Origin of the sequence: Paenibacillus sp. A3 (assembly GCF_001399685.1) — a bacterium.
Classification (GTDB): Bacteria; Bacillota; Bacilli; order Paenibacillales; family NBRC-103111; genus Paenibacillus_G.
Genome location: NZ_JTHN01000246.1, coordinates 13931 through 28486, shown reverse-complemented (window position 1 = coordinate 28486; position 14556 = coordinate 13931). Strand labels below are relative to the sequence as shown.

General features: G+C 51.4%; 21 protein-coding genes and 2 pseudogenes. 20 read left to right on the top strand and 3 right to left on the bottom strand.

The features are described from left to right. From QJ48_RS36395 to QJ48_RS31100, 14 genes are all read left to right on the top strand, one after another. Window positions 1-227: zinc ribbon domain-containing protein (locus tag QJ48_RS36395; protein WP_157261815.1), on the top strand; the 227-nt coding region annotated here is incomplete at its 5' end. Between the two features lie 319 nt (window positions 228-546). Beyond that, window positions 547-984: a GNAT family N-acetyltransferase gene (locus QJ48_RS31160; RefSeq protein WP_054977228.1), complete on the top strand. Its 438-nt coding sequence runs from the start codon at window positions 547-549 to the stop codon at window positions 982-984. Between the two features lie 61 nt (window positions 985-1045). Next, the gene (locus tag QJ48_RS31155) at window positions 1046-2161 is read left to right on the top strand and encodes an NADH-dependent flavin oxidoreductase (protein WP_054977227.1); all 1116 of its coding nucleotides are present in this window, start codon (window positions 1046-1048) and stop codon (window positions 2159-2161) included. Window positions 2162-2202: 41 nt separating this feature from the next. Next, window positions 2203-2592 (top strand): MmcQ/YjbR family DNA-binding protein, encoded by a 390-nt coding sequence (locus QJ48_RS31150; RefSeq protein WP_054977226.1) that lies wholly within the window; start codon window positions 2203-2205, stop codon window positions 2590-2592. Window positions 2593-2738: 146 nt separating this feature from the next. Beyond that, a complete protein-coding gene (locus QJ48_RS31145) occupies window positions 2739-3392 on the top strand; it encodes a TetR/AcrR family transcriptional regulator (protein ID WP_193394522.1) in 654 nt (217 codons plus the stop codon). Between the two features lie 71 nt (window positions 3393-3463). Continuing rightward, window positions 3464-3880 carry an SRPBCC family protein gene (locus QJ48_RS31140; RefSeq protein ID WP_054977224.1) on the top strand — a complete coding sequence of 139 codons (417 nt, stop codon included), beginning with the start codon at window positions 3464-3466 and terminating at the stop codon, window positions 3878-3880. A gap of 24 nt (window positions 3881-3904) precedes the next feature. Beyond that, window positions 3905-4498 (top strand): NAD(P)H-dependent oxidoreductase, encoded by a 594-nt coding sequence (locus tag QJ48_RS31135; protein WP_054977223.1) that lies wholly within the window; start codon window positions 3905-3907, stop codon window positions 4496-4498. A gap of 106 nt (window positions 4499-4604) precedes the next feature. Continuing rightward, window positions 4605-5069, top strand: a complete 465-nt coding sequence (locus QJ48_RS31130; RefSeq protein WP_054977222.1) for a hypothetical protein — start codon at window positions 4605-4607, stop codon at window positions 5067-5069. 3 nt (window positions 5070-5072) lie between these two features. Continuing rightward, window positions 5073-5615: a DUF1697 domain-containing protein gene (locus QJ48_RS31125; protein ID WP_054977221.1), complete on the top strand. Its 543-nt coding sequence runs from the start codon at window positions 5073-5075 to the stop codon at window positions 5613-5615. Window positions 5616-5673: 58 nt separating this feature from the next. Further along, a complete protein-coding gene (locus QJ48_RS31120; RefSeq protein ID WP_054977220.1) occupies window positions 5674-6210 on the top strand; it encodes a GNAT family N-acetyltransferase in 537 nt (178 codons plus the stop codon). Window positions 6211-6261: 51 nt separating this feature from the next. After that, window positions 6262-6549, top strand: a complete 288-nt coding sequence (locus tag QJ48_RS31115; protein ID WP_054977219.1) for a hypothetical protein — start codon at window positions 6262-6264, stop codon at window positions 6547-6549. Window positions 6550-6643: 94 nt separating this feature from the next. Beyond that, on the top strand, window positions 6644-6970 hold the full coding sequence (locus QJ48_RS31110) for a metalloregulator ArsR/SmtB family transcription factor (protein ID WP_054977229.1): 327 nt from the start codon (window positions 6644-6646) through the stop codon (window positions 6968-6970). Between the two features lie 59 nt (window positions 6971-7029). After that, window positions 7030-7986 carry an NAD(P)-dependent oxidoreductase gene (locus QJ48_RS31105; protein ID WP_054977218.1) on the top strand — a complete coding sequence of 319 codons (957 nt, stop codon included), beginning with the start codon at window positions 7030-7032 and terminating at the stop codon, window positions 7984-7986. A 71-nt stretch (window positions 7987-8057) separates the two neighbouring features. Continuing rightward, window positions 8058-8633: a putative glycolipid-binding domain-containing protein gene (locus QJ48_RS31100; RefSeq protein ID WP_054977217.1), complete on the top strand. Its 576-nt coding sequence runs from the start codon at window positions 8058-8060 to the stop codon at window positions 8631-8633. 61 nt (window positions 8634-8694) lie between these two features. Here the strand turns inward: QJ48_RS31100 and QJ48_RS31095 are convergent, their stop codons facing one another. Continuing rightward, complete coding sequence (locus QJ48_RS31095) at window positions 8695-9123, bottom strand: hypothetical protein (protein ID WP_157261814.1); 429 nt, start codon at window positions 9121-9123, stop codon at window positions 8695-8697. 50 nt (window positions 9124-9173) lie between these two features. Between QJ48_RS31095 and QJ48_RS31090 the strand changes: the two are divergent. The 4 genes and pseudogenes from QJ48_RS31090 to def all read left to right on the top strand — a co-directional run. Beyond that, a pseudogene (locus QJ48_RS31090) lies at window positions 9174-9471 on the top strand (DUF2087 domain-containing protein); the annotation flags it as partial. A 27-nt stretch (window positions 9472-9498) separates the two neighbouring features. Further along, a pseudogene (locus QJ48_RS31085) lies at window positions 9499-9850 on the top strand (GIY-YIG nuclease family protein). Between the two features lie 174 nt (window positions 9851-10024). Next, window positions 10025-10270 (top strand): helix-turn-helix transcriptional regulator, encoded by a 246-nt coding sequence (locus tag QJ48_RS31080; RefSeq protein WP_054977214.1) that lies wholly within the window; start codon window positions 10025-10027, stop codon window positions 10268-10270. Between the two features lie 23 nt (window positions 10271-10293). Beyond that, complete coding sequence (gene def, locus QJ48_RS31075) at window positions 10294-10812, top strand: peptide deformylase (RefSeq protein WP_054977213.1); 519 nt, start codon at window positions 10294-10296, stop codon at window positions 10810-10812. 68 nt (window positions 10813-10880) lie between these two features. Here the strand turns inward: def and QJ48_RS31070 are convergent, their stop codons facing one another. Further along, window positions 10881-11096, bottom strand: a complete 216-nt coding sequence (locus tag QJ48_RS31070; protein WP_054977212.1) for a hypothetical protein — start codon at window positions 11094-11096, stop codon at window positions 10881-10883. Window positions 11097-11431: 335 nt separating this feature from the next. On the opposite strand from QJ48_RS31070, the gene QJ48_RS31065 reads away from it, so the two are divergent. Continuing rightward, complete coding sequence (locus QJ48_RS31065; RefSeq protein ID WP_054977211.1) at window positions 11432-12241, top strand: FkbM family methyltransferase; 810 nt, start codon at window positions 11432-11434, stop codon at window positions 12239-12241. Window positions 12242-12294: 53 nt separating this feature from the next. Here QJ48_RS31065 and QJ48_RS31060 read toward each other — a convergent pair whose 3' ends face one another. Beyond that, the gene (locus QJ48_RS31060; protein ID WP_054977210.1) at window positions 12295-13158 is read right to left on the bottom strand and encodes a helix-turn-helix transcriptional regulator; all 864 of its coding nucleotides are present in this window, start codon (window positions 13156-13158) and stop codon (window positions 12295-12297) included. Window positions 13159-13282: 124 nt separating this feature from the next. Here QJ48_RS31060 and fabF point away from each other — a divergent pair, with 124 nt between their 5' ends. Beyond that, window positions 13283-14521: a beta-ketoacyl-ACP synthase II gene (fabF, locus tag QJ48_RS31055; protein ID WP_054977209.1), complete on the top strand. Its 1239-nt coding sequence runs from the start codon at window positions 13283-13285 to the stop codon at window positions 14519-14521. Window positions 14522-14556 lie beyond the last annotated feature (35 nt).

Genomic DNA, 14556 nt, shown 5'->3' with positions numbered 1-14556 from the left:
TGCTTGAATATAAAGCAATGTGGTATGGTCGCACGATCAGCACGGTCGCCAAAAACTATCCAAACAGTCAGCTTTGTCATGTATGCCAATGGCGCAACCCCGAAGTGAAAAATCTAAACTTGCGAGCATGGACCTGTTCAGGATGCGGTACGCACCATGACCGTGACCACAAGGCCAGCATGAACATCTTGCAAGAAGGACTGCGTTTGTTGGCGAAGTTGGGCTGAACTGCGGGAACCGCAGGGATCGCTTGCTCAAGAAGAGAAGGATGCTTCTCTGTTCGCAAGAATCCCCCACCTCAGCGCCATTAGCGCAGGTGGTGGGAGTGTTCAAGGTGCTTAAAGTGGTGATCATCATGTTGAGTAAAATTATACCATAAAACGAGAAAATATGGGATTCATCAACTTGAGAAGAGCGTAGCTTGAGAAAATTTTCAGTGATATTTACGATTTTTTGCTGCGGCAACTTTTGCTGCAACTCGTTCTTGGACAGGCCCCGCCTGTCAGGCCGTGCTATAATGTTACCGTGAAAGGAGTGAATTCGGTCATGCTAACCTTGACAGCCGCACGGGAAGAAGACATGCCATGGGTGAACGAGCAATACCGGGAAGTAGGCTTTGCCGCATCCGATTACGGGAACGAAATCATCGTTATCGCCGAATGGGACGGAGAAAAGGCCGGCGTCGGCCGTTTGGTCAATATGGGGCAAGATACATACGAGATGGGCGGCATTTATGTACAGGGGCGCTTCCGCGGGAAGCAGGCGGCAGGCGCCATCGTCGGTTTCCTGGTGGAGGAAGCCGGGCGGCGGGAGATTCCGCACGTCTACTGCATTCCGTTCGCCCATCTGGAGTCCTTTTACAGCCGGTTCGGCTACAAACGGGTGGAGGACGAGTTTGCCGTACATCCTGGCGTATTGAAGAAGTATAGATGGTGCCGCACCGAGTATCCGCAAGAGACGATCTTGATGAAGCTGATTCCCTGACAGTCGTTGTCAGTCATTGTTTGTTATACTAAGCACAATCAACAGTAAGGGAGATGGAGCAATGATGAAATCCGTTCAACCAATGCTCGAGCCGTTCACGTTACCGAATGGGATCGATCTGAAAAATCGCATCGTCATGGCGCCGATGACGCATTCGGCTTCGCAGCCGGACGGGGCGGTTTCGGATGCGGAAATCAAGTACTATGCGAGACGCGCCAACGGGGTCGGCATGCTGATCACGGCTGCGGCCGGAGTCACTGCCAGCGGCAGCTTCCCGGGGACGGCGCTTGTCGACCGCGACGAGCTGATTCCCGGGCTGAGCCGTCTGGCTTCCGCCATCAAGAGCGAAGGAGCCAAGGCGGTGCTGCAAATCGTTCACGGCGGACGCAAGTGCTTTCCGGGCGGAGATCTTGTGAGCGCAAGCGCGATTCCGGAAGAAAAGGAAGGGGCAGCGGTGCCCCGCGAGCTGACCGATTCCGAGATTACCGGGATCATCCGGGCTTTCGGCGAAGCGACCCGGCGGGCGATCGAAGCCGGCTTCGACGGTGTGGAGCTTCACGGGGCCAACGGATTTCTCATTCACCAGTTTTTCTCCCCGCACTCCAACCGCCGTACCGACCGCTGGGGCGGAACGCTGGAGAAGCGCATGACGTTCCCGCTGGAGCTGATCGGTGAAGTGCAGCGGGTCGTACGCGAGCATGCGAAGGAGCCGTTCATCGTCGGGTACCGGCTTTCCCCCGAGGAACCGGAAACGCCAGGGATTACGATGGCGGATACGTTGACTTTTGTCGAGGTGCTTGCGGGCCAAGGGCTGGATTATCTCCATATCTCGCTTAATGATTTCCGGTCCATCCCCCGCCGCGGGGCGGACGATTCCCGAACCCGCCTGGAGCTTATTCAGGAATTGGTCGGCACCCGGGTCCCGGTGATCGGTGTAGGAGCGATCCGCACCGCTCAAGACGCCGCGCAGGCGCTGGAGTTGGGAATTCCGCTCATCGCGGTCGGCCGCGCGCTTATCATCGAGCCGGATTGGGTCGCCAAAGTGGCGCAAGGACGCGAGCAGGAGCTTCGCATGACGCTGTCCAAGAACGATCAGGAAAGCCTCGCCATCCCGGATTCGCTCTGGAGAATGATTTTGGCCGTTCCGGGCTGGTTTCCTGTCGAAGCCGAAGCGTAGAAGGCAAGCTTTCCCAATCAAAGCCGAAGGAGTGTCGAACAGTGGAGCAAGATCATACCAAGACTGTCAAATCCGAAAGCGGCTTAAAGCTGCTGGACAAGGTTCGAACGTATTGTATGGGGCTGCCCGAAGTGGCGGAGCAGGTGGACTCTTTCGGTCATACCTCGTTTCGGGTGAACGACAAGCCTTTTGTCATGATGGGGGAGCACAGGGAGGATGGTTCGCTGGCTATCAAGACCTCCCCAGCGACCCAAGAGATTCTTCTGCAGCAGGATCAAACGGAATATTTTAAGACTCCCTACATCGGACAGCACGGCTGGGTCTCGATCCGCTTTGCAAACCGGGCGAGCTGGCAAGAGATTGAAGAGCTGATCCAGGAAGCTTATCTCCGGACGGCTCCGAAGCGTCTAATCCGACTGCTGGAACAGTAAGTGCAGCAAGCAGGAAGGTCGCAAACTCTCCATCCTTTTGGAACGGGGAGTTTTTTAATTTTACTTGCTTTTGGATTGACAATCGGGATTGTTGTTCTCTATAATTTCGACTAATATCAAAGTCAAATTAAAAGGTGAAAAGCGACATGTCTCCTCGTACCAGAGAACAAAACGAAGAAATTCGGAAGCAGCGCAAACAAGAAATTTTGCAGGCGGCGATCCGCGTGTATGTCGATAAAGGCTACTCGGCATCCGAGATGGGGGATATTGCGAGTCAGGCTGGGCTTGCGCATGGGCTGGTTTACTATTATTTTAAGAATAAGAAGGCGTTGTTCCGGGAGCTTTATGAAGTCATGATGGAGGAATCCAGACAGTTTACGAAGAACTTCTTCGAACAAGAGGGGTCTGTGTTTGAGTTGTTCAAGAGTTATGCTCACATCGTGTGTGAACGTGTTATGGAGGATCCTGTAATACCGCGATTTTACATGCGGATTAGCTTGGATTTACAGCACTTGTATACGCCGGAAGAGTTTTCTCCATTCGAGTGGGTGAAAAACTTCATGTATCCGATGACACAAGCGATTGAAAAGGGGATCGGGCAGGGCGCGATACAACCAGGTGACGCTAATCTGATGGCTATGCAGTTCTGGGGTTCCGTGTCTCAGGGGATGAATTATCTGGATCAGGTGCAGCAGGAACTTATAGCGCAAGGTATTCCGGAAACGGCACGGAAAGAGCAGTTGAAGAAGATTTTGGATCAGGTGGTCGAATCGTCCGTGTCTTTGTTTAAGCCTCAATAAATTTTTTTACTTTTATTATTGACTTGTATGTCAATCAAAAATAAGATGGCATTAAGGAGAGTGATTGGAATATGGCTACGATACGCAAGGAAATCATCATTGACGCCAAGCCCGAGCAAGTGTGGGATGCTGTGCGTGATATCGGCGCGGTACATCGGCGCTTCGTACCCGGCTATACCGTGGATACACGTCTGGATGGCGATTTCAGAATTCTCACCTTTGCGAACGGAGCGGTCGTGCGTGAGCATATCGTTACCGTAGATGATGAAGCGCGTCGGCTGGCGTATGCAGTAGTGGAAGGAAGCATGCCGCTTGTGCATCACCATGCGTCGTTCCAAGTCTTTGCCGAGAAGGATAGCCGCAGCCGGCTTGTTTGGATCACGGACTTTTTGCCTCATGAGCTCGCAACGGAAATCCGAATGCGCGTAGAACGGGGAGCTGAAGTGATGAAACAAACGATTGAGGCGGAAGTTAAAGCGGATAGCTGATGTCATAAAAAGGAGATGAAATATATGAAAATATTGGCGATCGCAGCCCATCCGAATTTGCAGCAGTCGCGCGTCAACAAATGCTGGATAACGGAATTGCGCCAGTATCCCGATCGAGTGATGGTGCATGAGTTGTATGCAGCGTATCCGGAAAAAACAATCGACATCGGGCGCGAGCAAGCTCTGATCGCCGAGCATGATCGGCTTGTTTTGCAATTCCCTCTTCAATGGTACAGCACGCCTTCGCTGCTAAAGCAATGGCTGGATGAAGTCTTCACAACGGCCTGGCTGTTCGGACCCGGCGGGAGGGCAGTAGCAGGTAAAGAGCTTTTGCTTGCCATCTCCATCGGAGGTGCAGAAGCGTCTTACCAGGCAGGAGGCTTGATCGGATACACTATCAGCGAACTGACCCGGCCATTGCAAGCTCTCGCTAACCAAATCGGCATGACGATGCTCCCGCATTTCAAATTGTACGGCGCGGTACAAGCGACGGACGAACAGATCGAAAGCAGCGCCAAACAGTACCTTCAACATATCTTGAACCCTGAACTCGATCCCCGAATAGCCAGACAACGAATGCTGGACGAGATGAAACAAAGAATGAAGGCGGCTCAGTAATCCTTACACCACGGACTCCCATGTTCGTGGTGTATTTGGTATAATGGGATTCCCAGCTACACACAAATTTGCATGCACAATATAATAAATGTAAAAGGTGGACGCGATGAAATCCGATTTTCGAGAAGTGAAATTATCCGAATTAAGCGATATTCAAGTTGATTATTTTATCGGGCCGTCCAAGACCGTGGAATTTTGCGATATGATGATTATTAAATACTCGGGCGAGTACGGCTTCGGCTCGGCGGGGAACAGCGATGCGGTATATATGAAAGCGATGGGCCGGGCGGCGCTGGAAGCTTGGAAACCGGATGCTATTATTCTGGACTGGTCCGATCTGAAGTACGAATGGGGAGATATGCTGGAGATGGCGCTGGATATCGATACCGGCTGCTGCGAGCCGGCCCTGCCCATGGCTGTTATTGTAGGCCCGCCTTGCGAGGAGGCCGTCAGGACGCTGCTGCTTGGAATCGACAGCGATGAAGGGCTGGAAACGATCGAATGGGTGTTCAAGAATAAAGACGAGGCGATCGATTATATCGAAAAGCAATTGCAGAAAGCAGGGTCCTAACAAATGAATACTTACGTTGCGATGCTGCGCGGGATTAATGTGAGCGGACAAAAAATTATTAAAATGGATCGTTTGAAAAGCATTTTCGAATCGATGCAGCTGCAGGAGGTGTCGACTTACATTCAGAGCGGGAACGTCATCTTCCAGACGACGGAAACGGATAAGATTGTTCTTCGCGGTCGAATTGAAAGCACGTTAAAAGAATCGCTGGGGTACGACATTCCTGTCGTGATCAGGAGCAACGACGAGCTTGATGAGGTCGTCAGGCGAAATCCGTTTGCCGTAACGGAGCTCTTGGAAGATGAGAAAGTATACGTAACCTTCCTTGCATCGCAGCCGACCGCCGAAGCGGTAGAACATTTCGAGTCGTACAACAACGATGTGGACGATTTCCGGGTATTGAACCGGGAGGTATATATTTTATCCCGGAAGGGGTACGGGAAATCATTATTTTCGAATAATTTTGTGGAAAAGAAACTGAAGGTAGCCGCCACGACAAGGAACTGGGAAACGGTCAATAAGCTTGCCGATCTCAGCAGACGATGAAGAAAACATAGCCGCGGCCCAGCTGCGAAAGGGAATCTAAATTATAGGAGAGTCTCTTATGTTAACGATGACGACGGAAAGACTTCTCATTCGGGAGTATAAGGAAAGCGATTTCGATGAACTCAAGAAGCTGCTATCCGACGCCGAGACGATGCGCTTCTGGCCCCAGCCTTTTAACGATGACCAAGTCCATAGTTGGCTGGAAAGAAGCATTCGGAACTATCGGGATTTGGGTTATGGCAGATGGGCTATTTTTCTGAAGGCAAATGGGAAGTTTGTCGGTGACTGCGGCTTCTTGAGGTACAAAATTATAGATCGTTTCGAAAACGATCTGGGCTATATCATTCACCATCATTACTGGCATCAAGGCTATGGGTACGAAGCGGCCAAGGCTTGCTTGGAGTATGGCTTCGGCCCATTGCAATTTGACAGCATATGCGCTAATATGGCGCACGACCATCTTGCCTCGCAGAAGGTGGCCGAAAAACTGGGAATGAAACGGGAAGCGCAGTTTACGAATCCGAGGAATCGGAATCTGCTGACTTATGTATACCGCATAAGCAGAAATGAGGCGTCGGGCAACGAAGAAAATTAACTTGAAAAGCAATAATTTGCGATGTTCCGGCGAAGGGGAGGAGATCTGCAATTGTTCAAATTTGGGGAGACGCCGCCGATCCGGTTAATCAAGGTTTTGTTTTATACGGGATGGATTCCGATAGCCTATAAAGCCACCCTGTTCGGAGAAGAAATCTATAGGACGAATACCTATATGACCACGGTTAAAGAAGGATATTTCGACACGGCCAAGGCGGTAAACGATCTTCCGGAAGGAATCGTGTACGGCGTTGTCGCTTTTGTGGTAGCCGTTGTGCTGTGGAAAATTTTTTGCGAGATTTTGCTAATCGTTTTGCGGTTTTTCGAATCGAGAAAATGAGCAAAAAGCCCGCAAAGAACGAATGGGTTGCACGTATGAAAATGATGCAGTACAATAAACGTGTTTAAAAGTTTAAACTTATAAGGTGATGGCGATCGAAAAGCACCAGTGTACGAACAAAGAGGTTATTCTCGAAAAATTCAAATTAAGCACACCGATCTTCCAAGCTTTAGGCGATGTCAACCGGCAGCAGATCATTACGCTTCTGCTGGAGCTGAACAGCTTGAATGTCAATCAAATTACCGAGCGCATGAATATTTCCAGGCCTGCGATTTCACACCATTTGAAAATTTTGAGACAGGCCGATCTGATCGACTTCGACCGCAGCGGCAAAGAGAAATATTATCGTTTAAGCAAAAATTTGCGCGGTTCGCTGCAACGGATTAAAGATTTGATCGTCGCGGTGGAGGAAAGCAACTAATTTTTTTTGATTTATAAGTTTATAAGTTTAAACTTGATAAAATGAAGAGGGTGGCATGAATGAATGCAGTCGTGTTTGGAGGCAGCGGATTTATCGGGAGTCATACGGTGGAGCAATTAGTGCTGGCCGGGTATCGGGTGACCGCGGCCGTTCGCGAGCAGAGCGATTCGACTTTTTTGGATAGTCTGGGGGTGAACGTTGTCCGGGTTGATTTTTCCGATCCGTCGTCCATTGCTGCCGCCATTCGCGGACATGAGCTTGTCTATAATTGCACGGCGGATGCGAAGCTGCACACGGTCATCGACACGGAAGCGGAGGTAGAGGTCAAGCTGACACGAAGGCTAATCGAAGCGGCGGCTTCCCAAGGGGCCGAACGTTTTGTCCAGTTAAGCACGATTGTCATGTACGATTTTCGGACAGGAGACCCGATCGACGAATCTTACGTGACCGTGCCGGAATATCCGATCCAGGCGTTGGCCGTGAAGAGGGAGGAAGTGGTCCGGCAAGCCGGGCGGGAAGCCGGGATCGGGACGATTCTGCTGCGTCCGGCCAGTACGATTGGGGTGCGTGATCTTTCGTCGTTCTTCTCCAGGCTGTACCAGGCGCACGTACACGATCAATACCCGGTTATCGGAGACGGCTCCGGCCGGGTTTCGCTGATCGATACGCGCGACATCGGACGGGCGATGGCATGGCTTGGGTCCTTGGATATGAACGGTCAAGCGGACAACGCTTACCTATTGAAAGGTTTCGACACGACTTGGGGCGGACTGAAAGCCGAGCTCGATCGCGCCGCCGGAAAAGCTGCCGCAACGATACGGATTCCGGAAAACCCGACGGAGGAGCAGCTGGCTCAGCTTCATTTGACCCCTTTTGCGATAAAAAGCTTCACCGTCAACCGGTTATGGAATGACGGTAAAATTCGCCAGCAAGGCTTTGCGCCCCGCTATTCTCTGGCCGATGCCGTGGATGCCGCCGTCCGGGACTTGATCCGCCGGAACGGGAACCGCTCTTAAACATCGTTCTTAACAAGGTCCGAAGAACATGATAAACTTCCTTTGTGAACAAACGATGGGAGGATTTACCTATGTTGCCTGCAGATATTGTTTGGAGATCGAGCACGGGGATCGGTTATGAACACCTTAAAGTCAGAGAGGAAAACAATCAAATTCTCATAGATAGTATTGTTATCGGAAGTCAACCTAACAATGACATCTTCAGAATTAAATATGATATCGTGCTCGATCAAAGCTGGGTCACCAGAGCAGTCACAATACGTTACTTGGGTGAAGATCAAGGGTTGAGGCTTTCATCTGACGGCAAGGGGATCTGGAAAGATGAACAGGGACAAATTATTCCCGAATTATCAGGCTGTATCGATATTGATATTTTATGCACTCCGTTTACGAATACACTTCCGATCAACCGATTGTCGTACGAGCCTTCGCAGCAGCAGGAGATCCAAGTGGTCTACATTTCCGCCGCTGAATTGAACTATAGACCGGTTAAGCAGAACTATACCTTGCTGGAAAATGGGAAGGATTCGTCCGTCTTTCGATATCAGAGCGGGAATTTTACGGAGAACATTACGGTCGATTCAAGCGGCATCGTATTGGTCTATCCGAATCTATTTTATCGCGAGACGGGGCCAGATGCACGATAAGAAGGTCCATAACAAAAAGCTCCGGAAAGGGGCTTTGTATGTTTTATTCGACAGCGGAAGATTAAAAATTCAGTACATTTTTGGACCACTCGGCGTATCCTTTGGAGGATTTCTCTCTTGCGATTTTGACGGAATCGTCGGCTTTTCCAATGTTAATTAAATATTCCTTATAATCGCTTTCTTTTTTGTCCCGGACATATTTATCGAGATAATCCAATGCGAGCTGATAATGCCGGGCGCTACCCTGATATTCGGCCAAGATGAACCTAATCTGGCTCGAATCGATGCCATACTTATTGAAATCCTCATAGATGCTTTCCGTTGTTTCCTTCGTTAGGTTTGTTAGCGTTTCATTGGCTTTGTAGTAGCTTGTCTTGGCAATGGAAATCAAGGAGGAAGCTTCCGCTTTCGCTGCATTCATGGCATCGGCAGTCAACCGTATGGTAGTGCGGGATGAATCGAGCGATTCGCCGAGTGTCTGCAATTTCAAGTATAGCTCGGCCGCTTCGGCATATCGCCCGCTTCCAGCCTCACAGAACCGCCAAAATGGTGGATGAGCGATACAACGTGACAGCGGAAGAAATCGAAGAGATTGTGCAGATATTTTCCCGAGGGCACGGACGGGCCTTTAAAAACGTTCTATCTGCAGGAAAAGCACAAGCTGGTCGTGCTGAGAGAGATCGCGAAACGGTTCAAAAGCGGGCATGTCTACAGCGAGATGGAAGTCAATGAAATGTTGAAGTCCGCATACGACGACTTCGTTACCTTACGGCGCTATTTGATCGAATACGGATTTTTAGACAGAAAACCGGATGGAAGCCAATATTGGCTGAAGTAACGGTTGGGGAGAAAAGGGGAATTGGCCATGAATCGGCGGGAAGAACTGAAGCAGTTGTACAAAGAAATGAAGCCCCAGGCGGGCGTTTATCAGATCAAGAACAACGCCAATGGAAAGGCTTTAGTCGGGAGCACCATGAATCTGAAATCGCTGAACGGAAAAAGGATGGAGCTGCAGCTCGGCACCATGATGAACAAAACGCTTCAGCACGAGTGGAAGGAATACGGTGAGCAAGCGTTTGAAATCGAAGTGCTTTGAGGTTCTGGAGAAGAAGAAGACCGGCTTCTTCGACGCGAAGGAAGCTCTGCACAAGCTGGAGGAGAAATGGCTGGAGCAGCTTCAGCCGTACGGCGAGCGGGGATATAACCGGGAAAAGTAAGGATCGCGCGCAACACAAGGAAGAGGGATCTGCGTCAGGTTTGACGCCGCTTCCCTCTTTTTTTAATGGTGACATACCCATGCCATTTATTATCAGAAGCCGATGTGATATATTAGGTATTGCCTAACAAAATTAGGTGCTGCCTAATCTTTGGGTTCGGAAAGGGGAAGGCTCATGCTGGTATGGATGTTAAGAGAGATGATGATGGTGCGGGGCATCCGAACGGGGGCCGCACTGGCCCGGCTTTTAAAGGAAAAAGCAGGCTACGAGCTGTCCGCCCCCTCGATCAGCGCCCTGCTGACCGGCCAGCCGAAGCAGATGAAGGCCGAGACGCTGGACGCGCTATGTACGGCTTTGGACTGTACTCCGAACGACTTGTGGGTGCATACGCCGTCGCAAGTCAGAAACGCATCCATTTAAAACTGAAAAGAGGCGTTAACGTTATGGCTAAAAAAACAATCCTGCCGTTTGGTGACCCGGTTCTTCGCAAAAAGGCCAAGCCGGTGGATGAGGTAAATTCGAGAATTGTTAAGCTGCTTGACGATATGGTCGATACGCTGTATGCCGCAGAGGGCAGGGCGGGGCTTGCGGCGCCGCAGATCGGGTTTTTGCGCAGGGTGGTCGTGATGGACTGCGGCGAAGGGCTCATTGAGCTTATCAATCCGGTCATGTTGGAAATGTCAGGCGAGCAGATCGGGCCGGAAGGCTGCCTGTCGTTTCCCGGGCATTCCGGTATCGTGAAGCGGGCTAATCAAGTCAAGATCAGCAGCTTGAACCGTCAAGGCGAGACGTTTGTTCTCGAAGCGGAAGGGTACCTTGCGCGCTGCATTCAACATGAAATGGACCACCTGGACGGAGTGCTCTACATCGACCGGATCGAAGGGAATGCGCTTATTCACGACGAAACGGGATGCAAGGTCAATGTGTTCGACATTATCCGCCTGTCCAAGCCTGAGCATTAAAGAAGCGGAAGCACCTAACAAGAAACAGCCCGGACTTGTGGTTCAAGTCCCGGGCTGTTTCGCGTGTTCTACCTTTTTCTCATCTCGAAAAACTCGCACAAGTCCCTGCGGTGATAAGCGACATCGCTGACCCCGGTCTGAATCACGACCGTGTCGTTGTCGAAGCGGGTAATGACCCCGCCGGAACCGACCACATGATCGTCTTGAAAAACCCGGATCGATGCTTCGCGTTCCATCGCTTCCTGGAAATCCGCATCGGTTACCAATCTATGATTGCGCGCCATCTTGTTCTCCTTCGTCGTTAGGCTGTATCCATTGTACCATATTTGCGAAAAAACATCAGAATAGGCCATGGTTCAGCGCTTATCCGGCCTTGGCGGTGAAAAGGGCATCGGGAGTGGCATGCTGTCTTACCCGGAAGCATAAAGTTTGATCGGCTGATGTTGAGGCGCATGTCAGACTGTTTTTTCAAGTCCAAACCTACCGCTGCGCCAATCCGGGCGAATAAGGGGAACCCCTCTTGAAAGAGCCTGTTCAAGGTTCTGTTTAAGGGGGCCCCAACATAAATAATGATTGAATCGAGATTGCCTATTTTCCAGCAGATAAAGGCGGGTGAAGAATGAAAGGGACATATGTAGGAAAAAACCGCATGCTGATCTATCCGGTGTGGGGAGGGCTCCTTTACTCCTTTGCCGACGATGTGAGCTTGACTCCGCAGCTTGTAGGCAGCGGGGTGTTCGACGTTGCTTTAACCAACTACATACTTCTGAATGTGAAACCGGGTCACAAGGTGATCGATGTCGGGGCGAATATCGGTTATTTTACCGTTCTGATGGGGCTGCTCGTCGGCGAGCAGGGGAAGGTTCTGGCTTACGAAGCGGGCAGGAAAAACTATGGACTGCTGCGGGACAACGTCGCGATGAATATGCTGTTTGCCAAGAAACAGGTAACGGCGCTCCAAAAGGCCATCTCCGATACACCTGGCTCCGAGACGCTTTACTACAGCGAGCTGTATACGGGGTCAAGCTCGTTAGTGAAACCCGGCGAACAATATTTTGATTACTTTGCCAATGATGTCATGCAGGAAGAAGAGGTCATCACGGAGACGCTGGATGCGAACGAGGGGAATTTCGATTATATCGATTTTATTAAAATGGACATTGAAGGAGGGGAGTATCACGCCTTTCTTGGGATGGAGGCGCTGCTTGGACGACAAGCCGTCGGCAAAGTGGCTTTCGAACTGAACCCGCTAATGCTGAGCGGACATTGGGACGAATTTCACCGCTTGCTCGGGACGTATCAAGATCGCTTCGCGGCCCGGTTCTATAAAATCACCAACGAAGGCTTGACAGTAGAGGCGACCCTCGACGAGCTGTTCGCCCATGGGGAAACGGAAACGGTCTTAATGTCCGTGGCACGTCAGGAGTAAGGCTTGGCAGGAGGGCGGCGAGTGGGAAACCACGCTCACAGCCGCCGGATCGGTCAATCCGAACGATCAGGGGAGCTTAAGCTGCGCTCCATCAACTGCTTCAGTTTCGATTCCGTCGAGGAGTCGGGCGCAGGAGTATATATGCTGCACCGCAGATCGGAGCTTCCTTGAACCTGCAGTGAGGTGAGGTGAAACAGCATCTTGCCCGCTTTGGCATGCCTGAATTCGATTAACACCTCCGGGGCCGAGCTGACCTCGCTTTGCTCCCACAGCCGGTCGAAATCCGGGTGTACCTCCTTCATCTCTGCAAGAAAACGCTCGTACCATTCGTCCTCAACATATTGCCCGTAATACGCCCGGAAAATAGCGAGAAAACCGCGGACAAAATGTTCCCAGTTGACGGCGAGCCGTTGGAATTCTTTTTGTGTAAACAGAAGCCGGATCATATTCCGCTGTTCGACGGGAATATGGTGGAAGTTGAGAAACACATGGGAAGCTGCTTCGTTCCAGCCGACAATATGGCAGCGGCGGTCAGAGATAATGGTCGGACAAAAGCGCAGCTCCTGCAAAATTCTTCGCAGCGAAGGGCTGATCTCGGGCAGCTCTTCTATCAGCGTATGGGAGCCCGCCCCGGTTTCCAGAGCTAGCGAGAACAAATATTTCCGCTCGTCTACCGTTAATTGCAGGGCGGCGGCGACGCAGTCCAGGACCGATTTGGATACTTTGATATCCCGTCCTTGCTCAAGCCATGTGTACCACGTGGGGCTAACCCCGGCAAGTTGAGCGACTTCCTCACGTCTCAAACCCGGGGTGCGTCTGCGAGTTCCCACCGGAAGTCCGACGTTTTGCGGGAGCACTTTGGCCCGCTGTGCCTTTAAAAAAGCCGATAGCGCCTGAAGCCTCGTTTGATGATTCATTTCGATTCCGCCTTTTGGTTTCGTTAACATGGTAGTCATTATACTATAATAAACTGCAACTTGTAATAGGATAATAACTGTGACAACATAGGACTTAACCGATGAACGATAGGGAGGAAATACGATGGAACGAGTCGTGTTAACGGGGATGGGCATTATCTCGCCGCTTGGGCATGAAGTGGAAACCTTTTGGAATTGTTTGTGCCGGGGGGAATCGGGGATAAGCCGGATCGATACTTTTGACACGTCCCGCTTTAAAACGAAAATCGCGGGGGTTGTCCGGGAGTTTGACGCCGATGCCCGGTTTGGCCGCAAAGAAGCGCGGCGGATGGATCGGTTTTGTCAGTTTGCTTTGGCTGCCGCGGAGCAGGCGTTGGAGGATTCAGGCTTAAAGCTTAACGAAATCGATCGGGAAAGACTTGGCGTATATGTAGGATCGGGCATCGGAGGCATTCAAACGCTGCTTGAACAGGATGGAATTCTCCGTGATCGGGGACCGGAGCGCGTCAGTCCGACGCTGGTACCGATGATGATATCGAATATGGCTGCAGCGATGATCAGCATAAAATATGGAGCTCTGGGTCCAACTCTGTCCCCGGTAACCGCATGCTCCATAGGAAATACGGCCATCGGCGAAGCATTCCGGTTAATTCGGGGGGGCGGCGCGGACGCGATCATTGCCGGCGGTGCGGAAGCCGCCGTGACGGAAATATCGCTTGCCAGCTTCGGCAACGCGACCGCTTTGTCCGGCCGCAACGACGAGCCTGCCAAAGCAAGCCGTCCGTTCGATGCGGGACGGGACGGATTCGTCATGTCCGAGGGGGCGGGCATTGTGGTACTGGAATCGCTCTCCCATGCACAGCGTCGGAACGCTCGAATCTACGCCGAGGTGATCGGTTACGGAGCCAGCTCCGATGCCTATCACATCGTCGCCACCCATCCGGAGGGGATCGGGGCTTACCAAGCCATGAGATCGGCGCTTCGCGAAGCGGCTGTGAACCCCGAGGAAGTAGATGTTATCAGCGCGCACGCGACGAGTACGGAACTGGGGGACAAGTCCGAAACGATGGCGATCAAGAAGCTGTTCGGTGAGCATGCCTACCGGATTCCGGTAACCGCCAATAAGTCCATGACTGGTCATATGCTGGGAGCGGCCGGCGGGGTGGAAGCCATTGCCCTGGCCAAGAGCCTGGAGCAAGGAATCATTCCTCCCACGATTAATCTGGAACAGCCGGACCCGGATTGCGATTTGGACTATGTGCCAAATGAAGCGCGTCAAGCCAAACTGAAGATCGGCATATCGAACTCCTTCGGATTCGGCGGACACAATGCGGTCATCGTGCTAAAAGCCTTTGCGGAATAACTTAGTACAAGCATAATACGTTATAAAAATAGCTA